At 70.7% G+C, this 25359-nt stretch carries 25 protein-coding genes; 8 read left to right on the forward strand and 17 right to left on the reverse strand.

Annotation, left to right across the window (positions count from 1 at the left end; genetic code table 11):
• The first annotated feature begins 6 nt into the window (after positions 1–6).
• Positions 7–1704 (forward strand): immunity 49 family protein, encoded by a 1698-nt coding sequence (locus IAG44_RS14815; protein ID WP_187747592.1) that lies wholly within the window; start codon positions 7–9, stop codon positions 1702–1704.
• Between the two features lie 61 nt (positions 1705–1765).
• Here IAG44_RS14815 and IAG44_RS14820 read toward each other — a convergent pair whose 3' ends face one another.
• Positions 1766–2119, reverse strand: a complete 354-nt coding sequence (locus IAG44_RS14820; RefSeq protein WP_187747593.1) for an ATP-binding protein — start codon at positions 2117–2119, stop codon at positions 1766–1768.
• Between the two features lie 158 nt (positions 2120–2277).
• Complete coding sequence (locus IAG44_RS14825; RefSeq protein WP_187747594.1) at positions 2278–3441, reverse strand: adenosine deaminase; 1164 nt, start codon at positions 3439–3441, stop codon at positions 2278–2280.
• Between the two features lie 113 nt (positions 3442–3554).
• On the opposite strand from IAG44_RS14825, the gene IAG44_RS14830 reads away from it, so the two are divergent.
• Positions 3555–4316: a prolyl oligopeptidase family serine peptidase gene (locus tag IAG44_RS14830; RefSeq protein ID WP_187747595.1), complete on the forward strand. Its 762-nt coding sequence runs from the start codon at positions 3555–3557 to the stop codon at positions 4314–4316.
• 16 nt (positions 4317–4332) lie between these two features.
• Here the strand turns inward: IAG44_RS14830 and IAG44_RS14835 are convergent, their stop codons facing one another.
• Positions 4333–5283 (reverse strand): LysR family transcriptional regulator, encoded by a 951-nt coding sequence (locus IAG44_RS14835; protein WP_187747596.1) that lies wholly within the window; start codon positions 5281–5283, stop codon positions 4333–4335.
• A 62-nt stretch (positions 5284–5345) separates the two neighbouring features.
• Here IAG44_RS14835 and IAG44_RS14840 point away from each other — a divergent pair, with 62 nt between their 5' ends.
• Both IAG44_RS14840 and IAG44_RS14845 read left to right on the forward strand, forming a co-directional pair.
• Positions 5346–6611: an MFS transporter gene (locus IAG44_RS14840; protein WP_187747597.1), complete on the forward strand. Its 1266-nt coding sequence runs from the start codon at positions 5346–5348 to the stop codon at positions 6609–6611.
• Positions 6612–6798: 187 nt separating this feature from the next.
• Entirely contained in the window at positions 6799–7806 is a 1008-nt protein-coding gene (locus IAG44_RS14845) for a sigma-70 family RNA polymerase sigma factor (RefSeq protein ID WP_187747598.1), read from the forward strand.
• On the opposite strand, the gene IAG44_RS14850 is transcribed toward IAG44_RS14845, so the two are convergent.
• Entirely contained in the window at positions 7714–8013 is a 300-nt protein-coding gene (locus IAG44_RS14850) for a hypothetical protein (protein ID WP_343075735.1), read from the reverse strand. The two genes, IAG44_RS14845 and IAG44_RS14850, sit on opposite strands and share 93 nt — an antisense overlap.
• A gap of 176 nt (positions 8014–8189) precedes the next feature.
• On the opposite strand from IAG44_RS14850, the gene galE reads away from it, so the two are divergent.
• The 3 genes from galE to IAG44_RS14865 all read left to right on the forward strand — a co-directional run bounded on the left by galE (position 8190) and on the right by IAG44_RS14865 (position 10574).
• Positions 8190–9185 (forward strand): UDP-glucose 4-epimerase GalE, encoded by a 996-nt coding sequence (gene galE, locus IAG44_RS14855; RefSeq protein WP_187747600.1) that lies wholly within the window; start codon positions 8190–8192, stop codon positions 9183–9185.
• 208 nt (positions 9186–9393) lie between these two features.
• Positions 9394–10308 (forward strand): helix-turn-helix domain-containing protein, encoded by a 915-nt coding sequence (locus IAG44_RS14860; protein WP_187747601.1) that lies wholly within the window; start codon positions 9394–9396, stop codon positions 10306–10308.
• The gene (locus IAG44_RS14865) at positions 10305–10574 is read left to right on the forward strand and encodes a DUF397 domain-containing protein (RefSeq protein WP_187747602.1); all 270 of its coding nucleotides are present in this window, start codon (positions 10305–10307) and stop codon (positions 10572–10574) included. The genes IAG44_RS14860 and IAG44_RS14865 overlap by 4 nt, the downstream gene beginning before the upstream one ends.
• A 63-nt stretch (positions 10575–10637) precedes the next feature.
• Here the strand turns inward: IAG44_RS14865 and IAG44_RS14870 are convergent, their stop codons facing one another.
• The 11 genes from IAG44_RS14870 to IAG44_RS14920 all read right to left on the reverse strand — a co-directional run bounded on the left by IAG44_RS14870 (position 10638) and on the right by IAG44_RS14920 (position 23380).
• The gene (locus IAG44_RS14870) at positions 10638–11219 is read right to left on the reverse strand and encodes a Uma2 family endonuclease (protein WP_187747603.1); all 582 of its coding nucleotides are present in this window, start codon (positions 11217–11219) and stop codon (positions 10638–10640) included.
• Positions 11220–11282: 63 nt separating this feature from the next.
• Positions 11283–12566 carry a thymidine phosphorylase gene (locus IAG44_RS14875; protein WP_187747604.1) on the reverse strand — a complete coding sequence of 428 codons (1284 nt, stop codon included), beginning with the start codon at positions 12564–12566 and terminating at the stop codon, positions 11283–11285.
• 59 nt (positions 12567–12625) lie between these two features.
• Complete coding sequence (locus IAG44_RS14880; protein WP_187747605.1) at positions 12626–13015, reverse strand: cytidine deaminase; 390 nt, start codon at positions 13013–13015, stop codon at positions 12626–12628.
• Positions 13012–14274, reverse strand: a complete 1263-nt coding sequence (locus IAG44_RS14885) for an ABC transporter permease (RefSeq protein ID WP_187747606.1) — start codon at positions 14272–14274, stop codon at positions 13012–13014. Before IAG44_RS14885 ends, IAG44_RS14880 begins: the two co-directional genes overlap by 4 nt.
• Positions 14274–15395 (reverse strand): ABC transporter permease, encoded by a 1122-nt coding sequence (locus IAG44_RS14890; RefSeq protein ID WP_187747607.1) that lies wholly within the window; start codon positions 15393–15395, stop codon positions 14274–14276. The genes IAG44_RS14885 and IAG44_RS14890 overlap by 1 nt, the downstream gene beginning before the upstream one ends.
• On the reverse strand, positions 15392–17011 hold the full coding sequence (locus tag IAG44_RS14895) for an ABC transporter ATP-binding protein (protein ID WP_246563998.1): 1620 nt from the start codon (positions 17009–17011) through the stop codon (positions 15392–15394). The genes IAG44_RS14890 and IAG44_RS14895 overlap by 4 nt, the downstream gene beginning before the upstream one ends.
• 247 nt (positions 17012–17258) lie before the next feature.
• On the reverse strand, positions 17259–18314 hold the full coding sequence (locus tag IAG44_RS14900) for a BMP family lipoprotein (protein ID WP_187747608.1): 1056 nt from the start codon (positions 18312–18314) through the stop codon (positions 17259–17261).
• Between the two features lie 189 nt (positions 18315–18503).
• Entirely contained in the window at positions 18504–19580 is a 1077-nt protein-coding gene (locus IAG44_RS14905) for a BMP family lipoprotein (protein WP_187747609.1), read from the reverse strand.
• Positions 19581–19797: 217 nt separating this feature from the next.
• The gene (locus IAG44_RS14910; protein ID WP_246563999.1) at positions 19798–21312 is read right to left on the reverse strand and encodes an amidohydrolase; all 1515 of its coding nucleotides are present in this window, start codon (positions 21310–21312) and stop codon (positions 19798–19800) included.
• Positions 21313–21515: 203 nt separating this feature from the next.
• A complete protein-coding gene (locus IAG44_RS14915) occupies positions 21516–22799 on the reverse strand; it encodes an MFS transporter (protein ID WP_187747610.1) in 1284 nt (427 codons plus the stop codon).
• On the reverse strand, positions 22796–23380 hold the full coding sequence (locus IAG44_RS14920; protein WP_187747611.1) for a helix-turn-helix domain-containing protein: 585 nt from the start codon (positions 23378–23380) through the stop codon (positions 22796–22798). Before IAG44_RS14920 ends, IAG44_RS14915 begins: the two co-directional genes overlap by 4 nt.
• Before the next feature lie 96 nt (positions 23381–23476).
• On the opposite strand from IAG44_RS14920, the gene IAG44_RS14925 reads away from it, so the two are divergent.
• Positions 23477–24124, forward strand: coding sequence for a class I SAM-dependent DNA methyltransferase (locus IAG44_RS14925; protein ID WP_187747612.1), 648 nt, complete (start codon positions 23477–23479; stop codon positions 24122–24124).
• Positions 24125–24157: 33 nt separating this feature from the next.
• Here IAG44_RS14925 and IAG44_RS14930 read toward each other — a convergent pair whose 3' ends face one another.
• Both IAG44_RS14930 and IAG44_RS14935 read right to left on the reverse strand, forming a co-directional pair.
• Entirely contained in the window at positions 24158–24661 is a 504-nt protein-coding gene (locus IAG44_RS14930) for a MarR family winged helix-turn-helix transcriptional regulator (RefSeq protein WP_246561727.1), read from the reverse strand.
• A 71-nt stretch (positions 24662–24732) separates the two neighbouring features.
• Positions 24733–25320, reverse strand: coding sequence for an NADPH-dependent FMN reductase (locus IAG44_RS14935; protein ID WP_187747613.1), 588 nt, complete (start codon positions 25318–25320; stop codon positions 24733–24735).
• Between the last annotated feature and the right edge of the window lie 39 nt (positions 25321–25359).

Raw genomic sequence — 25359 nt, forward strand, 5'->3', positions numbered from 1 at the left:
AGCCGGGTGACTTTCGACGAAGCGCCACAGCCCACCCCCGACGCCGAACTGCCCATGCTGACGGCGGCGCAGGCCGACCACCTGCGCTCGCTCGCCGCCCCGCACGCCCAGGAGGGACACCGCTACTCCCTGCACAATCTGGCCCGGCGCTGCCTCAGGGCCCCCGAGGAGCAGTGGCCGGCGCTGGTGGACACCCACTTCGCGCACCTGCGTGAGGCGAGCCGGGGCGGCGAGAGCGCCGGGGAGCTGCTGGCGGACGCGCACATCCGGCTGCTGCCCGCCGAGTCGGTCGGCCCGGACGTCGCCGCCGACCTCACGTACGCCCGCGTCGTGGCCGACGGCCTGCTCTTCGCGTACGCCCTCGACGCCCCGACGAGCGTGCGGATCCTGACCGACGGGGACGTCGAGCGGACGGGCCTGGAGGAGATGGGCCGGGCGGGGTACGAGAACCTGATGCGGGTGCCCGTCGAGCACGACACCGTGCGGGTCGGCGAGGCCGCGACGCTGCACAGCCTGTACGGCGACTCCCCGTTCGTCGCGAGCAAGGCCCTGTACCTCGGCGAGACCGCCCGCCGCGTCACCGGCGAGCCGCTGCCGGAGCACGGCGCGCTGGTCGCCGTCCCGACGCGCGACAACCTCGTCTACCACCCGATCGCGGACGGCACGGTCGTCGAGGCGCTGAACGCGCTCGCGCAGTACGCGCTGGGGGCGTACGAGAACGGCGAGGGACGGCTGTCGCCGCGCGTGTACTGGTGGTACCGGGGCAAGCTGACGTCGCTGACGGTCATCGACGAGGAGCGGCGCGCCTTCTCGCTGCAGCCGCCGCCGGAACTGCTCGCGGCGATGAAGGGCCTGGTCCGGCTGGACGGCGCGGGCCGGCTGCGCAGCACGCTCACCGAGCGCGCCCCGGACCTCGGTGAACTCACGCGCGAGACGGCCGGGTTGCTCCAGCGCCTCGGTGACGAGCCCGCGCTGCTGGCGGACGCCTTCGCCGCGTCCCTGACGCTGGCGCACGCGCGCTGCGCCGTCGACCCGAAGGCCGCCGAGCTGGACACGTGGGACGCCTGGTCGGCCGCCGTGCAGCTGGGCACCGCGCTGTTCACGGGGGCCACGCCCCGGGAGTTCCTGTTCGGCGAGGACCTGACGGTACGGCTGCCCGCGTTCCCCGCCGAGCCGCCGGCCGACGCGCGGGCCTGGCTCGACGCGTGCTACCTCGCGCTGGTGTGCCGGGAGTGGGAGCGGCTGGCGCGGCTCGCGGAGGTGCCGCTGGAGCGGCTGCGGGAGGACGATTCGGTCGACGAGTACGTCCTGCACTGGATCGACACGCTGCGCACGTACGTCACGCGCGGGCCGATGGACGACATCGTCCAGAAGCTGATCGCGACGATGCAGGCGGCCCACCCCGAGGCCGTCGCCTACACCCCGGCCGGCTTCTCCGACCAGGTCGACTACCAGCCGGCCGCGCTCTTCCACCGGATGATCGCGAACGACGACGCGGAGTTCGCGAAGACGCTGGCCGAGGGGCTGAACAAGCACGCCGCGTACTGGGACGGCTCGCCCGCGCCGCGCGCCCAGGTGTCGCTGGGGCTGCTGGCGCTGGCGAGCCTCGCGCGCTCGCAGGAGTTCGAGGTGCCGGAGAACGAGCGGCTGCTGCCGCTGTACCTGCTGAACGGGGAGCGGATCGAGGCGATCCCGGCGCCATGAGAAACGGGGCGCCCCCTGAGTACCCGTAGTACTCAGGGGGCGCCCCGGCTCCGCGGAAGGCTCAGCCCAGCGGGATCCCGTTGACCGGCAGGCCGTGCGTGGGCAGGCCCTTGAGGGGGAGGCCGCCGAGGAGACCGGCGACGGGCTTGGTGGGGCCGTCGGCGAGGGCCTGCTGGGCGACCGGGGTGGCCGCCGCGAGGCTCGTGGCGACGGCGGGCTGGGCCTGCTTGACGGCCTCGCCGGCACCCGGCAGCGCCTGGGTGACCTTCTCCGCCGGGAGCGCCTTGGTGACGCCGTCGAGGGCCTGCGTGGCGTCGGGCAGGTTGGGGGCGGCGCTGGCGGCACCCGCGCCGACGGCGGCGATGGCGGCACCGAGGGCGGCGACACCGAGGGTCTTGGCAGCAGACTTCTTCATGGAAATTGCGTCCTCGAACTCGAATGGGACAACGGGGAATGTACGGGGAAACGAGCGGTCCCAGACCGTAGACACGGGGAGGGGCCGACCGCAAACATCGAAATGCGGACGGATGGTGAACACCCGTCCGCACCCCGCACGCCCGCTACCTCTGCTAATCAGCCCTGTCCGGCCGAAGAACCGCTGGTGGAGGCGGTCTGCTGGAACAGCCATTCGGATTTCAGCTCGGCGTATCCCGGTTTGACGACGTCATTGATCATCGCGAGTCGTTCATCGAAAGGAATGAACGCGGATTTCATAGCATTGACGGAGAACCACTGCATGTCGTCGAGCGTGTAACCGAATGTCTCGACCAGTTGCTCGAATTCCCGGCTCATGCTCGTCCCCGACATCAGACGATTGTCGGTGTTGACGGTCGCCCGGAAGTGCAGCCGCCGCAGCAGCCCGATCGGGTGCTCGGCGAAGGAGGCGGCGGCGCCGGTCTGGAGGTTGGAGCTGGGGCACAGCTCCAACGGGATCCGCTTGTCGCGGACGTACGCGGCGAGCCGGCCGAGGGTGACACTGCCGTCGTCCGCGACCTCGATGTCGTCGATGATCCGCACCCCGTGCCCGAGCCGGTCAGCGCCGCACCACTGGAGGGCCTGCCAGATCGACGGCAGCCCGAACGCCTCGCCGGCGTGGATCGTGAAGTGGTTGTTCTCCCGCTTCAGGTACTCGAAGGCGTCGAGGTGCCGGGTCGGCGGGTGGCCCGCCTCGGCGCCCGCGATGTCGAAGCCGACGACGCCCGAGTCCCGGTAGCGGTTGGCGAGTTCGGCGATCTCCAGGGCGCGGGCGGCGTGCCGCATCGCGGTGAGGAGGGCGCCGACGCGGATGCGGTGGCCGTTCGCGCGGGCCCGGCGTTCGCCTTCGCGGAAACCCTCGTTGACGGCCTCGACGACCTCTTCGAGGGAGAGCCCGCCGTCGAGGTGCTGCTCGGGCGCGTACCGGACTTCCGCGTAGACGACGCCGTCCTCGGCCAGGTCCTCGGCGCACTCGGCGGCGACGCGGACGAGGGCCGCGCGCGTCTGCATCACGGCGACGGTGTGCGAGAAGGTCTCCAGGTAGCGTTCCAGCGAACCGGAGTCGGCGGCCTCGCGGAACCAGATGCCGAGCTTGTCGGCGTCACTCTCGGGTAGCCCCGAGTACCCCGACTCACGGGCTAGGTCGACGATGGTGCCGGGGCGCAGCCCGCCGTCGAGATGGTCGTGCAGCAGAACCTTGGGCGCCCGGCGGATCTGGTCCGGAGTCGGCGTGACGCCCCCTTGGATGCTCTGGCTCGTCATCTGCGCACCATAACGCCTACGCGCGTAGACGGCCTGGCGGAGCGCACCGTCGATACGCAACGGTGACCGCACGGACGGGTGGAGTACACCGGCGCTTCTGACACTGTTCTGCCATGGCACAGCATGTGACGCCGCTCCGAACCCCCCACCTGGGCAAGGCGATCGGCCCCGAGCCGACCTCCGTCAGCGGAGCGGTACTGCTCCTTCCCGCCGGGGAGGAGGTCTCCGAGCGCAGACCGTCCCCCATGTGGGCGACCGCCTCCGTGCGCGCCCTCGGCCGCCGGCTCGCCCGCGCCGGGCGCGCGGAGGGGCTGGTCGTGCACGCCGTCCACTACCGCTACCGGGGGTGGAACGGGACGGAGGCGCATCTCGCGGGCGACGCGGACTGGGGCGCCGACGAGATCGTCCGGCGCTACGGCGACGTCCCCGTCTGTCTCGCCGGGGTCGGGATGGGGGCGCGGGCCGCGCTGCGGTCGGCCGGGCACGGCGCCGTCAACTCCGTTCTGGCGCTGGCTCCTTGGCTGCCCGAGGAGGACGTCGCCGCCGACCCCGAGCCCGTCAAGCAGCTCGTCGGGCGGCGGGTGTTGATCGTCCACGGGACCAACGACGACCGTACGGACCCGGAGTTGTCGTTCCGGCTCGCGACGCGGGCGAAGAAGGCGAACCGGGACGTGTGCCGGTTCGAAGTGCACTCCGACGGGCACGGGTTGCAGCAGTACCGGGACGAAGTCCAGGCGCTCGCCGAGGACTTCGTGATGGGGACGCTGTACGGGAAGTCGTTCGCGCGGCCGTTGGAGGACGCGTTGGCCGCGCCGCCGCCGCTGGGCTTGCGGATGCCGTTGGCCGTGGGGTTCGGGGCGTCGCTGCGGAAGTGACCCAGGCGGAAGTGACTCAGGTGAGCAGATTGCCTCGCCTCGACAGCAGGAACTTCTTGAACGCCGCCACCGGCGGGGTGTCCGGGTGGCCGTCCAGCCAGGCGACGCCGATCTCCCGGACCGCGCGCGGTGAGGTCACCGTCAGCTCTGATACCCCCGGACGGCGTACCGCCGGAGGGGGAAGGAGGGCTACCCCTAGACCCGCCGCGACCAGTCCCCTAAGGGTTTCCGCCTCCTCGCCCTCGAAGGCGATGCGCGGGCGGAAGCCGGCCTGCTGGCACAGGTCGTCGGTGATGCGGCGCAGGCCGTAGCCGGGCTCCAGGGTCACGAACGTCTCCTCGGCCGCCTCGGAGAGCCGTACGCGTCTGCGGCCCGCGAGGCGGTGGTCGGCGGGGACGACGAGCCGGAGTTTCTGCTCGTCCAGCCTGCGCGCCACGAGGTCGGGCGCGTCCGGCACGGGAGAGGTGAGGCAGAGGTCCAGTTCCCCGGCCCGCAGGCGCTCGATCATCGCCTCGCCGTAGTTCTGGACGAGGCTGAAGCGGACCCGGGGATGGTCGGCGCGGAAGGCGTGGATGAGGGCCGGGACCGTCTCCGCGCCCATGGTGTGCAGGAAGCCGAACGCGACTTTGCCGGTCGCGGCGTCGGCGTCCGCGCGGACCTCGTCGGCGGCGCGCTGGATCTCGGACAGGGCGCGCTCCACGGACGTCAGGAAGGTCCGGCCGGCCGGGGTGAGGGAGACCGTGCGGCCCCGGCGGGCGAAGAGGTCGACACCGAGGTCCTGTTCGAGGCGGACCATCGCGCGCGACAGCGTCGACTGCGGGACGTTCAGCTCTCGCGCGGCCCGGGTCACGTGCTCGGTACGGGCCACCCCTGCGAAGTACGCCAATCGGGGGGCGAGCGACATGGTCATGTCTTCTGTGTCACCGGTCGGTGACAGTTGAGCCCCTGACCTCTGCTGATGCACCATGGGAACGATTATGACGAGTCCATGCATTGGACGCATGAATCTCCCGCGCCTACCGTCGAGGCATGCCTTCCGCCAGTACCGAGGCGCCCGCCACCACGGGCGCCCGCGCAGCCGTCCCCACCTCCGACTCACGTATGACACCCGGCGGTCCCGGTTACCGCCGGATGAGCCTCGCCCTGTTCCTCGCGGGCGTCGCGACCTTCGCGCTGCTGTACTCGACGCAGGCCCTTCTCCCCCTGATCTCAAGCGAGTTCGGCGTCGCGGCGAGCGAGGCGAGCTGGACGGTGGCCGCCGCGACCGGGGGCCTCGCGCTGTTCGTCCTGCCGATGAGCGCGCTCTCGGAGCGGTTCGGGCGGCGGACGGTCATGACGGCGTCGCTCGGCGTCGCGGTGACCCTCGGGCTGCTGGTGCCGTTCGCGCCGTCGCTGGGGGCGCTGGTGGTACTACGGGGTCTACAGGGCGCGGCCCTCGCGGGGCTGCCCGCGTCGGCGACGGCGTACCTCGCGGAGGAGGTCAGGCCGAAGGCGCTGGTGACGGCGATCGGGCTGTTCGTCGCCGGGAACAGCGTCGGCGGGATGAGCGGGCGCGTCATCACCGGGTGGGTCGCGCAGGAGTGGGGCTGGCGGGTCGCCGTCGGGGTGATCGGGGGGCTCGCGGTGGTGTGCGCGGTCGCGTTCCGCGCGCTGCTGCCCGCGCCGCGCCACTTCGCGCCGGGGTCGTTGCGGCCGCGCGTGCTGCTCGGCACCGTCCGCGATCACCTCGCTAACCCGTTGCTGCGGCGGCTGTACGCGATCGGGGCGCTGTTCATGACCGTCTTCGGCGGGGTCTACACGGTCATCGGGTACCGGCTGACCGAGGGGCCTTTCTCGCTGCCGCAGGGCATCGTGGGGTCGATCTTCCTGGTGTACCTCGTGGGTACGGTGTCGGCGTCGACCGCCGGGCGGCTGGTCGGGCGGGTCGGGCGCCGGGGGGCGTTGTACCTCTCCGGGGGTACTACCGCGGCGGGACTGTTGCTGTCGCTCGCCGGGTCGCTGGCGCTCGTGCTGGCCGGGCTGGTGCTGATCACCGCCGGGTTCTTCGCGGGGCACGCGGTGGCGTCGTCGGCGGTGAGCAAGACGGCCGTGCGGGGGCGGGCGCAGGCGTCCGCGCTGTACCAGTCGGCGTACTACATCGGGTCGAGCGCCGGGTCGACCGTCGGGGCCGTGGCCTTCCACGCCGGGGGCTGGGCGGGGACGGTCGCGGTGGGGCTGTGCGCGGTCGCCGGAGTCGTGGCGATCACGGTGGCGGGGACGCGGGCGGCTCGGCGGGCGGTGCCGGCGGTGGCGTAGGGGCGCGCGGGGCGGCGTGGGGGGTGCGCGGGGTGAGTGGGGCGGGTGTTGTCATGGCCGTCTCACTGCCTCACTGACCTGCGGATTTGTCAACTCCGGGGGTGATTGTCAGTGGGGTGCGGTAGCTTCCGAGGAGGTGGGACGCGACGGTGCGTGACACGGAAGCCACAGGGGTGGGTGGACGAGGATGAGTGACGGTACGACGGCGGTGGCCGACCTCGACATGAGGCTGGAGAAGCACCGGGTCGAACTGACCGGGTACTGCTACCGGATGCTGGGATCGACCTTCGAGGCGGAGGACGCCGTCCAGGACACGCTGGTGCGGGCCTGGCGCAGCTACGAGAAGTTCGAGGGGCGGTCCAGCCTGCGGTCCTGGCTGTACCGGATCGCGACGAACGTGTGCCTGGACATGCTGAACGCGGGCAACAAACGCGCCCGCCCCGTCGATCTCAGCGAGGCGACACCGCTGGCGCAGGCCGCGCTCTCGCCCCGCCCGGAGAACACCTGGCTCGAACCGATCCCGGACGCCCGAGCGCTGCCCACCGTCGAGGACCCGGCGGAGGCTGCCGTGGCCAAGGAGTCCATCCGGCTGGCGTTCATGGCGGCGCTCCAGCAGTTGCCGCCGAAGCAGCGGGCCGTGCTGATCCTGCGCGAAGTCCTCTCCTGGAAGGCCAGCGAGGTCGCCGAACTGCTCGACACGTCGGTCGCGTCGGTCAACAGCGCCCTCCAGCGCGCCCGCGCGACGCTCGCGGAGCAGCCCGCCGACAAGGGCGCCTCGGCGGACGTCTTCAACTCCCTCGACGAGGAGCAGAAGAAGCTCCTGGAGCGCTACGTCGCCGCGTTCGAGGGGTACGACATGACGGCGCTGACGGCGCTGCTCCACGAAGACGCGATCATGACGATGCCGCCGTTCGACCTGTGGCTCACCGGCCACGCGGACATCACCGGCTTCATGACCACCATCGGCAAGGGCTGCGAGAACTCCCGCCTCTTCCCCGTCCAGGTCAACGGGCTGCCGGGCTTCGCCCACTACAAGCCCGACCCCGACAAGGGCGGCTGGTCCCCCTGGTCCGTCCAGGTCCTGGAGATCTCCGACGGCCGGCTAACCGGTTTCCACTTCTACCTCGACACCGCCCGCTGGTTCCCCCTCTTCGGGTTCCCCCTCCACCTCAAGGACGAGACCGACCAGCCCTAGCAGCGCGGTGAGCGCCGGGTCGGGGGCGCGCAGCCGTACGCGTCCCCCGGCCCGCTTGGCCGCGAGCTGCATCCGCGCGATGGCGTCGACGTGCGCCAGCTTCGGCGGTCCCAGCCCGCCCACGTCGACGACGACCACATCAACGCCGGCCACCTCCATGAGCCCCTTCACCTCTCCCGGGGTGAAGGGGCCGGGCAGCGTGATCACTGGCAGCTCTTCAGGGTCCACGTGCGGTAGACCCCGGGGGCGGGCCCAACTCATCGGCGCGGGTCCCGTTCACCCGAAAGTGGGCGAGGGTCCCGGCTCCGCTCGGCTTCTCGCTAGCCTGCCGTCCGTCGGCCGCCGAGGCGGGAATGCTGGAAATTTCGGGAATGAGGGGTGCCGTGTCCGTCCTGATCGCCGGGGGAGCCGGGTACATCGGAAGTACCGTCGCGTCGGCCTGTCTGGACGCGGGGATCACGCCGGTGATCCTCGACAGCCTCGTCCGGGGCCGGCGGGAGTTCGCCGAGGGGCGGGTCTTCTACGAGGGGGACATCGCGGACGGGGCGCTGGTCGACCGGATCTTCGCGGAGCGGTCGGAGATCACGGCCGTCGTGCACTGCGCGGCGCTGATCGTGGTGCCGGAGTCGGTGGCGGATCCGGTCGGGTACTACGAGGCGAACGTCGCCAAGAGCCTCGCGTTCGTCGGGCATCTGCGGCGCAACGGGTGTGACCGGCTCGTCTTCAGCAGCTCGGCGTCGATCTACCGGGCCGAGGACGGGGGTCCCGTCACCGAGGAGTCGCCGCTCGCGCCGCAGAGTCCGTACGCGCGGACCAAGGCGGTCTGCGAGGGGATGTTCTCGGACATCGCGGCGGCCGGGGGGCTCCGGGTGCTGTCGCTGCGCTACTTCAACCCCGTCGGCTCCGACCCCGCCTTCCGCACCGGCCTCCAACTCCGGTATCCCACCCACGCGTTGGGCAAGCTGATCCAAGCCCACCAGGACGGCACGGCCTTCACCGTCACCGGCACGGACTGGCCCACCCGTGACGGCTCCGGCATCCGGGACTACGTCCACGTCTGGGACCTCGCGGCGGCGCACCTCGCGGCGATCGAACGGTTCGACTCGATCCTCTCCCCGTCGACTCCGTCCCTCGCGATCAACCTCGGGAGCGGGTCCGGGACGACGGTCCGCGAACTGTGCGCCGCCTTCAACAACGTCGTCAGCCCGCCGCTCACCACGCTCGACGCCGGGCCGCGTCCCGGTGACGTCGCCGGCGGCTACACCGCGAGCGACCGGGCGTCCGCCCTCCTCGGCTGGACCCCCAAGCTCTCCCTTGAGGAGGCGATCCGCTCCGCCCTCGACTGGATCCCGGTCCGCGACGCGCTACTGAAGGAGTGAGCCGTGATCGCCAAGTCGCGGACAGGGCTGTTGAGTTCACGGAGTTTCACCGTATCGGCCACCGCCGCCCCACCGCTGGCGTAGCGTCACGACCGGTGACGCACTGACGCGGGCCCTCCTTTGTACGCGTGGGTGTCGGCACGTGTACGAGGCGTGCGGCGTGACCACGTTCCCTGCGGGGGCGTTGGTCCGGAGAGGTGGTGATCCCATGACTGAGCTGGCGGGTACGGGGGCACAGGAGCCCCAGGGCGACGAGGTCGAGGGCGCGTTGTTGGCGTTCGGCGATGGTTGGGACGAGGACGCGGGTCCGCAGCCTGCGGACGAGGCCAGCAAGGGCCTCGTGATCGCGTTCGGGAAGACCCTGAAGATGGTGCGCGAACGGGAGGGTGTGGACCGTCCGACGCTGGGCAGGGCGATCGGGTACTCGGCGGCGACCGTCGCCTCGTATGAGCAGGGGCGCCGGATCGCGAGCGGCAGGACGATCGACAAGGCGGACAAGTTCCTCAACGCGGGCGGGTTGCTGAGCGTCTGGAAAGAGCAGATGGAGCAGGCTCAGTACCCGACGTTCTTCCAGGGAATGGCCTCGCTGGAGAAGCAGGCGGTCGAGCTGCTGTCGTACAACATGTACGTCTTCACCGGTCTGTTGCAGACCGAGGAGTACATGCGGGCACTGCTGGCGATGCGACGTCCGATCCTGGACCCCGACCTCATCGAGCAGCGCGTGGCGGCGCGTCTGGCCCGGCAGGTCATCTTCGACCGTCAGCCGATGCCGATGCTGAGCTTCGTGATCGACGAGTCCGTCCTGAGGCGCCCCTACGGTGGAAAGGACGTCCTGCGCGGGCAGTTGGAGCACCTGCTGCTGCTCGGCCGGAAGCCGAACGTCGAGCTTCAGATCATGCCGCAGGACCGCGAGGAGAACGCCGGAGTCGACGGTCCGTTCACCATCGTCATCCGCAAGGACGGCAAGCGGTTCGTGTACACGGAGACGCAGGGAACCAGCGCCTTGCAGACCAACGCGGAACGCACGACTCTCTTCGCCACCCGTTATGGGATCATCCGATCGCAGGCTCTCCCTCCACGGGAGTCGATGAAGACGATCGAAGGAGTACTGGGATCGCTATGAACAACTCTGAGTCCTCGACCGCTGCTTCCGGTCTCGTCTGGTTCAAGAGCAGCTACAGCGGCGCCGAAGGCGGCCAATGCGTGGAGGTCGCCTGGCGCAAAAGCAGCTACAGCGGCGCCGAAGGCGGCGAATGCGTCGAGGTCTCAGCCGGCACCACCGCCGTCAACGTCCGTGACTCCAAGGACACTTCCCTCCCCCACCTCTCCGTCTCCCGCACCGCCTGGACCGGATTCGTGGAACTGGCCTCCGCCGAGCCGCGCGTCTGACGGCCGCAGCACCACGACAGCCCCGCCGTACCCGACAGGCGGGGCTGTCTGCTGTCGATCAGCTCACCGGTGTGGGAAGTCCGAGGTGTCGAGCGTGAGGTCGAAAGGCTCGGGCAGGTCGATCGGGTCGCCGAACTTGCCCGCCTTCAGGACTCGGTAGACGTCGTTCCGCGGCTCGCCGTAGAGGGTGATGGTGGGGCCGCCGTCCGCCCAGCGGTCGACGAGCAGGTACAGGGGGATGCCGGCGGCGGCGTAGGCCGCGGGCTTGCTGACGCGGTCGTGGCGGGCGTTGGACTGGGAGGTCACCTCGACGACGAGTTCGGCGAGGGCGGCCGGGAGATACGCGTCTGTCTCAGGGTCCTCCTGTACCGGCATCACGAGAAGGTCGGGGATCAGCATTCCCCGGCGCGACGGCACGGCGATGGCCTGTGTCTGGTAGATACCCCAGTCCTCGGGGATCACTGAGTAGAGGCGGCGCTGGATGCGACCGACGATCACATGGTGGCTCACGGCGGGCGGAGGGGAGACCGTGACGATCCCCTCGATGATCTCCGTCCTGCTGTCCTTGGGAGCGTCCGTGCGTTCCCAGAGTCTGACCGCTGTGGCCCACTCGCTGTCGGCCAGGCCGTAGTCACCCTCGTTCATAGCCCCATCGAACACGCAGAACGGGACCGGTGGCGGTCCACCGGTCCCGTTCGCTCGAAAGGGTCAGGCGATGCGCTCCAGCACCACCGGCGACGCCGAGAAGGCCGTGCCGGGGGCCGCGATGTCGTAGGAGCCGGTGATCGCTTCGAGGGCGTAGGCGAAGCGGTCCGGGGTGTCGGTGTGGAGGGTCAGGAGGGGCTGGCCGGCGGTGACCGTGTCGCCGGGCTTGGCGTGCAGCTCCACGCCGGCGCCTGCCTGGACCGGGTCCTCCTTGCGGGCGCGTCCCGCGCCGAGGCGCCAGGCGGCGAGGCCGATGTCGTAGGCGTCGAGGCGGGTCAGGACGCCGGAGGACGGCGCCGTGATCACGTGCTGCTCGCGGGCCACCGGCAGGGCCGCGTCCGGGTCGCCGCCCTGGGCCGAGATCATCCGGCGCCAGACGTCCATCGCCGAGCCGTCGGCCAACGCCTTCGCCGGGTCGGCGTCGTGGATGCCCGCAGCGGTCAGCATTTCCTGGGCCAGCGCGATCGTCAGCTCGACGACGTCCGCCGGGCCGCCGCCCGCCAGGACCTCCACCGACTCGCGGACCTCCAACGCGTTGCCGGCCGTCAACCCCAACGGCGTCGACATGTCCGTCAGCAGGGCGACCGTCTTCACGCCGTGGTCCGTGCCGAGGCCCACCATCGTGGAGGCCAGCTCGCGGGCGTCTTCGATGGTCTTCATGAAGGCGCCCGTGCCGACCTTGACGTCCAGGACCAGCGAGCCCGTCCCCTCGGCGATCTTCTTGGACATGATCGAGGAGGCGATCAGCGGGATCGCCTCGACCGTGCCGGTCACGTCACGGAGCGCGTACAGCTTCTTGTCGGCGGGGGCGAGGCCGTCGCCCGCCGCGCAGATCACCGCGCCGGTGCCGTCCAGCACGGACAGCATCTCCTCGTTCGACAAGAGGGCGCGCCAGCCCGGGATGGACTCCAGCTTGTCCAGTGTGCCGCCCGTGTGGCCGAGGCCGCGCCCCGAGAGCTGGGGGACGGCCGCGCCGCACGCGGCGACCAGGGGGGCCAGCGGGAGCGTGATCTTGTCGCCCACGCCGCCCGTGCTGTGCTTGTCGGCCGTCGGGCGGGACAGGGACGAGAAGTCCATACGCTCGCCGCTCGCGATCATCGCCGCCGTCCAGCGGGCGATCTCGCGGCGGTTCATGCCGTTGAGGAGGATGGCCATGGCGAGCGAGGACATCTGCTCGTCGGCGACCTCGCCACGGGTGTACGCGTCGATGACCCAGTCGATCTGCTCGTCGGTGAGTTCGGCGCGGTCCCGCTTGGTGCGGATGACGGAGATGACGTCCATGGCCATGGGTGGGTGCCTTTCAGACAGCGACCCCTCCCGATCAACCGGGAGGGGTCGCAAGGGAGTTACTTGGTGAGGTGTCCGGGGCCGAATGCCTGCGGAAGCATCTCGGCGAGGGTGAGGACCCCCTCGGGGGTCTCCAGCGACAGGCCGGGCCCGCCGTGCTCGTACAGCAGCTGACGGCAGCGCCCGCAGGGGACCAGCACGTCGCCGTTGCCGTCGACGCACGTGAAGTGGGTCAGCCGGCCGCCCCCCGTGCGGTGCAGCTCGGACACCAGCCCGCACTCCGCGCACAGGCCGATGCCGTACGACGCGTTCTCGACGTTGCAGCCGGAGACCGTGCGACCGTCGTCGACGAGGGCCGCGGCCCCTACGGGATACCCCGAGTAGGGGGCGTACGCGTGGGTCATCGCCTCGCGCGCGACCGCCCGCAACGCCCCCCAGTCGAACGTCACTTGCCCTGCCCCTTCCGGTACGGCAGCCCGTCGGCCTTCGGCATCCGCAGGCGCTGCGCGGAGAAGGAGAGGACGAGGAGGGTGACGACGTACGGCGCGGCGGTGACGAGCTGGCGCGGGACCTCGTCCGTGTTGGCGTACCAGACGAACATCACCACGGAGATCACCAGGGAGATGGCGGCGGAGACGTACTTCTTCCTCCACACCTGGTAGGCCGCGGCGGCGACCAGCACCAGCGCGAGCAGCAGGAGCAGCGCGTGCACGTTGGTCGTGCCGCCGCGCAGGTTGAGGCTGTCGGTGTAGCCGAAGAGGCCGGCGCCCAGCGCGAGGCCGCCCGGCATCCAGTTGCCGAAGATCATCGCCGCGAGGCCGATGTACCCGCGCCCGGCGGTCTGGCCGTCCAGGTAGACGTTGGACGCGACGATCGACAGGAACGCCCCGCCGAGGCCCGCGAAACCACCCGAAATGATGACCGCGAGGTACTTGTACTTGTAGACGTTGACGCCCAGGGACTCGGCGGCCACCGGGTTCTCGCCGCAGGACCGCAGCCGCAGCCCGAACGCCGTCCGCCACAGCACCCACCAGGTCAGCGGGACGAGCGCGACGGCGATGACGGTCAGCGGGGACAGGTTCGTCACCAGACCGCCGACGAGGCCGGCGATGTCGGAGACCAGGAACCAGTGCTTGCCGTTCAGGGTCTCCAGCCAGCTGGACAGGCCCGGAATGTCGAAGCTGCCGAGCGAGTCGATCGGCGGGGACTGCTTGGAGGAGCCCTGCGGCGCGTCCTCGAAGGTGAACTTCGACAGGTAGCGGGTGAGGCCGAGGGCAAGGATGTTCAGCGCCACACCGGAGACGATGTGGTTGACGTTGAAGGTGACGGTGGCGATCGCGTGCAGGACGGCGCCGAGCGCGCCGCCGATGATGCCGAACACGACACCCGTCCACGGACCCCACTGGTAGCCGGCCCACGCGCCGAACCAGGTGCCGAGGATCATCATGCCTTCGAGGCCGATGTTGACGACGCCCGCGCGCTCGGCCCACAGGCCGCCGAGCCCGGCGAGGCCGATCGGCACGGCGAGGCGCAGGGCCGTCGACATCTGGCCGGTGGAGGTGATGCCGTCGGCGCCGGAGATCAGGCGCACGATCGAGGTCAGGACCAGCACGCCCGCGATGATCAGCAGGAGCACCGGCAGGGAGATACGGCGGCTGCCCTTGCCGGGCTGCTTCGCCTGGGGCTTGGCGACGGTCGCGGTGGCCATCAGACCGCCACCTCCTTCTTGACGTTCTGAGCGGCTTCGGCGGCGAGCTGCGCGCCGACCTGCTTCTGCTGACGGCGCAGGCCCCACTGCCGTACGGCCTCGTAACTGATGACGACGGCGAAGACGATCAGGCCCTGCATGATCGTGGCGATCTCCTTCTCGTACGCCACCGGCATGGCGTAGTCGAGCGCGGGGGACGCCTTGTCGAGGAAGGCCCACAGCAGCGCGGCGAGCGCGATGCCGCCGGGGTTGTTGCGGCCGAGGAGGGCGATGCCGATGGCGGTGAAGCCGAGGCCCGCCGGGAAGCTCAGGCTGTAGGTGTGCGCGTCGCCGAGCAGCAGCGGGAGGCCGGAGATGCCGGCGACGGCGCCGGAGACCAGCATCGCCGTGACGACCATCTTCTTGGCGTCGACGCCGGACGCGGCGGCGGCCGTCTCGGACTCGCCGGTGGCGCGCAGGTCGAAGCCGAAGCGGGTGCGGTTGAGGACGAGCCAGTAGGCGACGCCGAGGGCGATCGCGAGGAAGACGAGGCCGTAGATCTCGCCGACGTCCTGGCCCATGTCGATGCCGGGCATCCAGCCGGAGTCCTTCATGACGCCGGTCGTGACGTTGTCACCGACCAGGACGCCGAAGTTGTCGCGCAGGGTGAGGTAGCCGATGAGGCTGGTCGCGATCGAGTTCAGCATGATCGTCGCGACGACCTCGGAGACGCCCCGGGTGACCTTCAGGACGCCCGCGATACCGGCCCACATCGCGCCGGTCAGCGCGCCGACCAGGAGCAGCAGCGGGATCTGGAGGAACGACGGCAGCGCGACGTGCGCGCCGACGATCGCCGTGACCAGCGCGCCGAGGCGGTACTGGCCGTCGACGCCGATGTTGAAGAGGTTCATGCGGAAGCCGAGGGCGACCGCGAGGGCGGCGATGTAGTACATCGACGCCTGGTTGATGATCAGGACCTGGATGTCGGAGTAGGGGATCTGCTCCAGCATCAGCCGGTACGGCTCGATCGGGTTCTTGCCGGAGGCGAGCAGCACGACCGAGGTCAGCAGGATCGCCGCGACGAGCGCGATGACCGGGCCGGCCACCGCGAGGAGCACGCGCTCCTTGTCGAACTTCTTCATCGGGCGTCGCTCTCCCCTTCGGTGGCTTCGACGGCTTCGGTGCCTTCGGTGCCTTCGGCGTCTTCCGTGTGCTCCAGGTGTCCGCTCGCCGCACCCGTCATCGCCGAGCCCAGTTCCTCCGGCGTGATCGTCGCCGGGTCGGCGTCCGCGACCAGCTTGCCGTCGTAGATGACGCGGAGCGTGTCGGACAGGCCGATCAGCTCGTCGAGGTCGGCGGAGATCAGCAGGACGGCCAGGCCCTCGCGGCGGGCCTCGCGGATGCGGTCCCAGATCTGGGCCTGCGCGCCGACGTCCACGCCGCGCGTCGGGTGCGCGGCGATGAGGAACTTCGGGTCGTGGCTCATCTCACGGCCGACGATCAGCTTCTGCTGGTTGCCGCCGGAGAGGGAGGCCGCGGTGACGTCGATGCCGGGCGTACGGACGTCGTACTCCTCGACGATCCGGCGCGTGTCGGCCTGGGCGCCCTTGGGGTCGAGCCAGAAGCCCTTCGCGTTGGGCTTCTCGGTGACGTGCCCGAGGATGCGGTTCTCCCACAGCGGGGACTCCAGGAGGAGGCCCTGGCGGTGGCGGTCCTCGGGGATGTAGCCGACGCCGGACTCGCGGCGCTTGCGGGTGGGCCAGGGGGTGATGTCCTCGCCGAGGAAGGTGATCGTCCCGGAGTCGGCGTGCTTCGTGCCGATCAGGGCGTCGATCAGCTCGGTCTGGCCGTTGCCCTCGACGCCGGCGATGCCCATGACCTCGCCGGCGTGGATGGTGAAGGTGACGTCGTCCAGGACCTTCTTGACCTCGCCGGTCGCGGGCTGGCCCTCGACGCCGAGGGAGGCGCCGCCGGCCGCGTACACCGTCAGGCCCTCGACACTGAGGACGGCCCTGTCGGTGACCGTCGACTCCGAGGTCTCCGGCGTGGGCAGCTCGCTGCCGACCATCAGCTCGGCGAGCTGGCGGGGCGTCGTCTCGGCGGGGACGGCCGTGCCGACGGTCGTGCCGCGCCGGATGACGGTGATGTCGTCCGCGACGGACAGGACCTCGCCGAGCTTGTGGCTGATGAAGATGACCGACAGGCCCTCGGACTTCAGCTCGCGGAGGTTGCCGAAGAGGGCGTCGACCTCCTGCGGGACGAGGACGGCCGTCGGCTCGTCGAGGATCAGCGTGCGGGCGCCGCGGAAGAGGACCTTCAGGATCTCGACGCGCTGGCGCTCGGCGACGCCGAGGTCTTCGACGAGGGCGTCGGGGCGGACGCCGAGGCCGTAGCGGTCGGAGATCTCGCGGATCTTCTTGCGGGCGCCGGCGCCGATCCCGTACAGCTTCTCGCTGCCGAGGACGACGTTCTCCAGCACGGTGAGGTTGTCGGCCAGCATGAAGTGCTGGTGGACCATGCCGATGCCGCGGGCGATGGCGTCGCCGGGGCTCGCGAAGGCGACCTGCTCGCCGTCGACCGTGATCGTGCCCTCGTCCGGCTTCTGCATGCCGTAGAGGATCTTCATCAGGGTCGACTTGCCGGCGCCGTTCTCGCCGACCAGGGCGTGCACGGTGCCCTTGCGGACGCTCAGGTGGATGTCGTGGTTGGCGACGACACCGGGGAAGCGTTTGGTGATGCCCGCCAGCTCCACCGCGATCTGCGACGCTGCGGTGAGCGGAGGGCTGCTGGACGCGTCGATGGCGCACTCTCCTTGAGAAAGGGGCCATCTACGCGCGTAGCGCCCCTACTTTAAATAGAGCCCGGACCCGATCGAAACTTTTCGGCCTCGATCCGTTCCGAGCATTGTGCCGCGCGAACGGGGTACGGAGAGGCGATCCTCCACGTACCCCGTTCTGAGGCGGTAACGGTGTCATTACGACGACCGCACTCGACCCTGGGTCGACTCAGACCGTCGTCTTGACGGTGATCGTCCCGGCCTTGATCGCGTCCGCCGCCTTCTTCACCGCGTCCTGGATCGCCGTATCGGAGGCGAACTTCGGGTTGGAGTTGGAGAGGGAGACGCCGCCGTTGGAGAGCGAGCCGCGGACCTCGCCGGACTGCGGCTTGCCGTCGTGGACGGACTTCGCGAGGTCGTACACCGCGCCCTCGACGTTCTTCATGGCCGAGGTGAGGATGGACGCCTTGTACGCGGCCAGCGCCTTCTGGTTGTACTGGTCGGAGTCGACGCCGATCGCCCAGATCTTCTTCGCGGCGGCGGCCTTGATGACGCCCTGGCCGGAGAGGCCGGCGGCGGCGTAGATGACGTCCGCGCCGCCGTCGATCTGGCCGTCGGCCGCGGACTCGCCCTTGTCGGGGCTGGAGAAGCCACCCTCGGCGGCGGTCTCGGTCAGGTACTGCGACTTGACCTTGATGCTCTTGTCGGTGTCCGCGACACCCTGCCGGAAGCCCGCCTCGAACTTCTGGATCAGCGGGACGTTGACGCCGCCGACGAAGCCGACGGTCTTGGTCTTGGTCGCCTTCGCGGCGGCGACGCCCGCGAGGTAGGACGCCTGCTCCTCGTGGAAGACGAGGTCGGCGACGTTCGCGGCCTTGATCGTGTTGTCGTCGACGATGCCGAAGGTGACCTTCGGGTACTTCGCGGCGACCTCCTTGACGGCGGGCGCGTACGCGTAGCCGACGCCGATCACCGGGTTGTAGCCCTGCTTGGCCAGGCTCTCCAGGCGCTGCACCTTGTCCGCGTCCGCCTCGCCGTCCTGCGGCTCGACGGCGTTGGACTTGTAGCCGAACTCCTTGTCGGCCTTGTCCATGCCGGCGGTCGCGGCGTCGTTGAAGGACTGGTCGCCCTTGCCGCCGACGTCGTACGCGAGCGCGAGGCCCAGGTTCTTCTTCTCGCCGGCGGAGGACGAGGTCGACGTGGACGAGCTTCCGCAGGCGGAAACGGTCACGGCGAGCGCTGCGGTACAGACACCCGCGAGCGTGAGACGGGACACCCGGCGCATGGTGCGAGACTCCTTTGTGCAAGCGCCCTATACCAGGCGCTGGTTCCGCGGCAGCGTAACGCGCGTAGACCGGTAGGAAAAACCCTTCTGTCCGGTCCGTTACCGAGCTGTGGCCACATTCTGGTTTCAGATTACGGACAGCAATACGCCCCTCGCTTCATGCGAGGGGCGTACGGGTGAAAAGCAAGATCACTTGGTGGTCTTGACCGTCACCTTTCCGTCGATGATGTCCTTCTTCGCCTGGTCGACGGCCGCGACGACGTCCGCCATCGCCTTGTACTTCGGGTTCGTGTCGGAGAAACCGACCCCGTCGTTGGAGAGCGAGCCGCGCACGACCCCGCTCAGCGGCTTGCCGTCGACGACGGACTTCACCAGGTCGTAGACCGCGCCACCGACGTTCTTGGTGGCGGAGCCGAGGATGGAGTCCTTGTACGCGGCCAGCGCCTTCTGGCTGTACTGGTCGGAGTCGACGCCGATCGCCCAGACCTTCTTCGCGGCGGCCTCGCTGATGATGCCCTGCCCGGACAGGCCCGCCGCGCCGTAGATGACGTCCGCGCCGGCCTCGATCTGGCCGCTCGCGCCCGCCTTGCCCTTGTCGGGGCTGTTGAAGCCGCCCTCGGCGGGGGTCTCGGTCAGGTACTGCGTCTCGATCTTGATGGTCTTGTCGACGGACTGCACGCCCTGGACGAAGCCCGCCTCGAACTTGTGGATCAGCGGGATGTTGACGCCGCCGATGAAGCCGACGTGCTTCTTCTTGGTGGCCTTGGCCGCGGCGACGCCCGCGAGGTAGGAGCCCTGCTCCTCGTGGAAGACCAGGTCGGCGACGTTCTTCGCCTGCGCGGTCTCGTCGTCGACGATCCCGAAGGTGGTGTTCGGGAACTTCGCGGCGACCTCCTTGACGGCCGGCCCGTAGATGTAGCCGACGCCGATCACCGGGTTGTAGCCGGCCTGCGCGAGCTGGGTGAGGCGCTGGACCTTGTCCGCGTCGGACTCGCCGTCCTGCGGTTCGACGTCCCGGCCGGGGATCTTGAAATCGGTCATCGCCTTCTGCATACCGGCGTACGCGGCGTCGTTGAAGGACTGGTCGCCCTTGCCGCCGATGTCGTACGCGAGGCCGATGCCCTTGCCGGAGTAGCCGGCCGCCGAGGAACCGCTCGCCTCAGGCGTCTTCGTGCTGGTGCTGGACTCGCCACAGGCGGTGGCGGCGAACGCGAGGGCGGCCACGGCGGCGGCGACCTGGGTCCCTCTGGATATCCGATGACGCATGACGAGTCCCCTTACTTGCCCAGCGATTTCAGCGGACAGTAACGCGCGTAGAAGGGGAGGGGAACGGGGTTTCTCCCCGCCGTTATCGATTCGTGCCGAGGGCGCGTTACGACTGCTCGCGCCGGGTTACGCGAAGGTGACACGGCACGACAAAGGGGCGCTTTCCGGAATTCCGGCGCGCCCCTTCGCTCCATCGCTGTCTGTCGCTGGGAAGCGGTTATGCCGTCCGCGTCGCCGCGTCCAGCAGCGCGGCGGCGGTGAACAGCTCGACGCCGACGGTGATGGCGTGCTCGTCCGCGTCGAAGTTCCCCTGGTGCAGGTCGCGCACGGTCCGCTCGCCGGGGGTGCGCACGCCGAGGCGGGCCATCGCGCCGGGGACCTGCTCCAGGTACCAGGAGAAGTCCTCGCCGCCCAGGCTCTGTTCGGTCGACTCGACGGAGTCCGCCCCGCGCCGCGCGGTCATCGCGTCCCTCAACAGGCCGGTGACCTCGGGGTCGTTGACGACCGGGGGGACGCCGCGCACGTAGTTGATCTCCGACTTGGCGCGGTGCAGGTTGGCGATCTCGTCGATCGCGGCGACGACGATGTCCGGGGCCTGCCGCCACGCCTCGATGTCCAGACAGCGGACGGTGCCCGAGAGCTCCGCGTGCTGCGGGATCACGTTCGGGGCGTGGCCGCACTCGATCCGGCCCCAGGTGACGGCGAGGCCCGCGCGGGTGTCGACGCGGCGGCCGACCAGGGCCGGGACGTCCGTGACGACCCGGGCGGCGGCCGTGACGAGGTCGGTGGTCAGGTGCGGGCGGGCGGTGTGGCCGCCGGGGCCGTCCAGGGCGATCTCCAGCCGGTCGCAGGCCGAGGTGATGGCGCCGGCCCGCAGTCCGATCTTCCCCGCGTCGACCCTCGGGTCGCAGTGCACGGCGATGATCCTGCCGACGCCCTCCAGCACACCGTCCTCGATCGCGTCCGCCGCGCCGCCGGGCAGGATCTCCTCCGCCGGCTGGAAGATCAGGCGCACGGGGCGGGGGAGGCGGCCCTGCCGGTGCAGTTCCGCGAGGACGAGGCCGGCGCCGAGGACGACCGTCGTGTGGACGTCGTGGCCGCAGGCGTGGGCTCGGTCGGGGACCGTGGATCTGTAGGCGCAGGTGGCTTTGGTGTCGGGGATGGGGAGGGCGTCGATGTCGGCGCGGAGGGCGAACATGCCGGGGTTTTCTACGCCGGGGGCGGTGGCGAGGGCCTTTGCGCCGGGGGCGGTCAAGCCGGGGGCCGGGGCGGCGGGGGCCTTCACGCCAGGGGCGGGCGAACCGGCGGCCGGGGTCGCGGGGGCCTTCACGCCGGGGGCCGGCGGAGCGGCGTTCAGGGAAGCCCTCGCGCCGGGGGCGACCGCAGTGGCGGTGGCGGGAGTCCGCGTGCCGGGCTCGGTGAGGGGGGCGGCCGGGGTGCCGGGTGCCCTCTTCGTGCTCGCGGCCACCGCCTCCGCTCTGCCGCCTGAGCCGTCCTCCTCGACGCCGATGTCACACACGAGTCCGGTCCCCCCCGACAGGACGCGCGGTTTCAGGCCCGCCTTCTCCAGGCGGGCCTTGATCGCGGCCGTCGTGCGGAACTCCTGGTTGCCGAGTTCGGGGTGCATGTGGACGTCGCGGCGGAAGGCGACGAGCTCGGCGAACAGGGCCTCCGGAAGAACACCGGGGAGCTGCGGTTCCCCGGCGGGGTCGGCCTCGGACTCTCGGGACATCAGTTGCTTCACCCTCTGAAGGGTAGGACGCCGGGGTGGTCAACTGACCCGCGATCCAGAAAACTTCAGCCCGTCAGGCGAAGAAAAGTGGCCGCGCGGCGCATGGCTGGCAGGGCGGATGGGTAAACTCGCCCGCTCGTGCGAGGGGTACCGCAAGGGGCGTTCCGCAAACCCGTCCGGGGTTACCCGGACCTCCACCCTTATCACGCCGGACCACTGCCGCGCTGGCCTTGTCCACCTGCTGAAACCGGTTCCCGTACGGTCACTTCGCGTAGCGACCGCGCCCACAGCAGCGCCATGACCAGCACGGACCCGAACGGCAGCAGCCACGGCAGCACCCCGCCCCCGGCGACCGCCCCCGCCACCAACCCGCTGACCGCACCGGCGAGTTGAAGCGCCAGTGACTCCAGGGACAGCGCGGTCGCCCGCCGGTCGTCCGGCACCCGGCGATGCAGCAACTCATTGAGATTCGGGTTGGCCACACCCAGAGCGACGTAGAACAACCCGTACCCCGCGAGAGCTACGGCGTTCGGACCGGCCCCGAGCAGTACCAGCGCCCCCGCCGCGACCCCCGTCCCGAGCAGTACCGCCCGCCGCCCGCCCCACAGCACCGGCGCGAGCCGGCTCCCGCACGCCGAGGCGAGGAACCCGGCGGTCGCGAGCCCGGCGTACCCGACCGCGCCGGACTCCGCTGCACCGGTCAGCGCGGCGACCCGTCCCGGCGTGAGCAGTTCGATCACCGCGAGCGCGGTACCGGCCGCCGCCGAGGTGAGCAGGACCCGGCGGACGACCGCGTCACGGCCCGCGAGCCGGACGCCGTCGGCGACCGTGCCGGGGACTCCGCGCAGGACGGCCCCGAGGGTCGTCCTCGGACGGGGCGGCTCGCGCAGAGCGAGGAGGGAGTGGGCGGTGAAGGCGAGCGCGAGGAGCGCGGCGAGCAGCATGGGGAGGGAGAGCGGGATCACGGCCCCACCGGTCGCCTCCTTCAGGCCGTCGCCGTGCCCGTCGAGGGCCCAGGGCAGGACGCCGCCGACGACCGTGCCGACGGCCAGCGCGACGGACGACGCGGTGGCGCCGTGCGCGAGGCCGGTGCGGAGGTCGGCGTCGGGGCCTTGGCGGGCGCGGACGGAGTCGACGTACCAGGCTTCGGCGGGGCCGCTGGAGAGGGCGCGGGCGGCGCCCTTGAGGCCCATGGCCACGCCCGCCGCGACCGGGGCGGTGGCCAGGCCGAGCAGCAGGAACCCGGCGCACATCAGGATGCCCGCTGCGGCGAGGATCACCCGGCGGCCGAGGACGTCGGAGAGGCCCCCGGTGGGGAGTTCGAGGCCGGCGGCGGTGAGGGAGTGGACGGCGACGAGGCCGGCGATGGCGGCGGGGGTGAGGCCGCGTTCGGTGAGGAGGAGGACCTGTGGGGCGACGGCCAGGCCGATGGGTAACCAGAACAGGGCGGTGTTGGTGACGTAATGGCGTCTGACGGTGTCGCTCACGCGTCGGCCCTCGGCAACCCCGCGATGATCAGGGCGACTTGGCGGGCGCGGGGGTCGTCGGCGTCGCGGCGCTCCAGCTCTTCCACCTTGTCGTCGACGAACTCCAGGAGTTCGCCGAGGGATTCGGGGGTCAGCCGGGGCAGCAGGTCCGAGATTCCGGAGACCCCGCGCCACTCCTCCCCCAGCAGGCCGAGGGCGGCGTCGTTCTCGTACCGGCTCACGGAGTCGGTCAGGTACTCGACCTGGCGGCGTCGCGCGAGCCCCACGAACTCCCGTCCGGCCGCGTCCCCCTCCATCGCCGCGTTGTCCCAACTGGTCACCCTGTGCACGGACTTCCACCTCCGCTCACGCCCGTCGCGGTGCTCGGCCTCCTCGATGAACGCGTACTTGGCGAGCACGCGCAGGTGGTAGCTGGCGGACGCCGAGGACTCCCCCGTGCGGGCGGCGAGTTCGCTGGCGGTGGCGGGGCCGAACTGGCGGAGCAGGCCGAGGAGTTGGATGCGGAAGGGGTGGGTGAGGGCCTTGAGGGCGGCGGCGTCGCGGGCGGGGTCGAGGACGCGCTGGCGTTCGTCACTGTCCATGGGGGGACGGTAACCACGCCCGGCGACTTCGCAAAAGAGTTTTTGGAAAACTTCTTTGGGAAAGTGGCCGTCGGGTCAGGCGGATAGGGTCCCCCCGTGACGGACGCGGACTTCATACAGAACACCCGGGACTCCTACGACAAGATCGCCGAGGAGTACACGCGGCAGCTCCCGAACGGCCTCGGCGGACGCGTCGTGGACCTCAAACTCGTGGAAGCCTTCGCGGAGTTGGTGAAGTCGAGGGGCACCGAGCCGGTCGCGGACCTGGGCAGCGGCCCCGGCCACGTGACGGCCTACCTGCACAGCCTCGGCCTCCAGGTCTTCGGCGTCGACCTCTCCCCCAGAATGGTCGCCCTGGCCCGCCAGACACACCCCCAGCTCCGCTTCCACGTAGGCTCGATGACCGCCCTCGACCTCCCCGACGAGACCCTGGGCGGCATCTTCTCCCTGTTCTCGGTCATCCACATCCCGGACGCCGAACTCCCCTCCCTCTGCAAGGAGTTCGCCCGCGTCCTCGCCCCCGGCGGCTACCTGTTCCTCTGCTTCCAGACCGACACCACCACCCGCCTCCGCATCACCGAACGCTACGGCCACGACATCACCCTCGACTACCACTGGCACGACCCCACCCACGTCACCACCCTCCTCACCGAGGCGGGCCTGCACGTCGAGGCCCACTGCGTGCTGGAGCCCCCGGAGGGCGCGAACCGCCCACGGGCGATCCTGCTGGCCAGAAAGGGCTGAGGAGGCCCGACAGGGGCCGGTGGACGCCTCGTCTCAGCCCGCCGCTTCCCGGAACTCCTCCGGCACCCCCGGAATCACGATCGACCGGTCGCCCGCGTGCTCCAGCAGCGCCCGCAGGCCGTTGACCAACCCGGCCCGTGCCTCCGGCGGGACGCCCTCCACCAGTCGCTCCACCTCGCGGCGCCGGTGGGCGAGCACCTGGCGGACCAACTCCTCGCCGCGCGGGGTGAGTCGGAGGACGACTTCGCGGCGGCTGACCTCGCTGGCGCGGCGGTCGACGAGGCCCGTCTGTTCGAGGCGCATGACGGAGCGGAGGGCGGTGGAGGAGTTCACGCCCAACACCTCGGCGAGGAGGGCGAGTTTGACGGGTCCGCACCCCTCCAGCGCGACCAGTGTGCGGAGTTGGGGCAGGGTCAGGGAGTCGTCGACGGAGGTGAGAGCCCGCGCGGAGATGCCCATCACGAGGCGGGAGGCCGCCATGACGATGGACACGACGTCCTCGGACTCCACAACAGGCCCGTCCGCTGCCTCGCCCATCACGTCCTCCTGCCGAACCGACCGTTCGACCCTACGTCGCCGGCCGTCACGCGCACACCGCGGCGACGTGATCAGGCCGCGTAGGGGCGCGCGCCGCGTCCGTCCCTCAAGGTCGCGCCCCACCAGGCGAGTTGGTCGAGGAGGACGGTGGCCGCCTTCTCGGCGGGCTCGGGGTCGAGGAGCGCCCCGGCCTCGTCGAACTGCTGCCACGCGTTGTGGAAGCTGACGGTGTCGCGGAGCGTGACGGCGTGCAACTCGGCGAAGACCTGGCGGAGTTGTTCGACGGCGCGGTGCCCGCCGGCGATGCCGCCGTAGGAGACGAACGACACCGGCTTGGCCCGCCACTCGCCAAAAACGTAGTCGATGGCGAGCTTGAGGGAGGCGGGGTACCCGTGGTTGTACTCGGGCGTGATGACGACGTACGCGTCCTGCGCCCCGATCCGCGCGGCGAACCCCGGTTCCCCTTCGGGCCGTTCACCGGCGTCGAGGCTGAGCTTCAGCTCGGCGACGAGCGCCGGTTCACAGAGATCGACGACCTCGATCTCCATGTCCTCCCTGAGCCGCGCCTGCCCGACGAACCAGTCGGCGACGGTACCGGCGAACCGCCCGGTACGGACACTGCCGACGATGACGCCCACCTTGAGCGGACTGTTGGACATGAGGCTCCCCATCCTGTTCCCGGGTCTGTGCCCGGCGTT

Origin of the sequence: Streptomyces roseirectus, from assembly GCF_014489635.1 — a bacterium.
GTDB classification, from domain to species: domain Bacteria; phylum Actinomycetota; class Actinomycetes; order Streptomycetales; family Streptomycetaceae; genus Streptomyces; species Streptomyces roseirectus.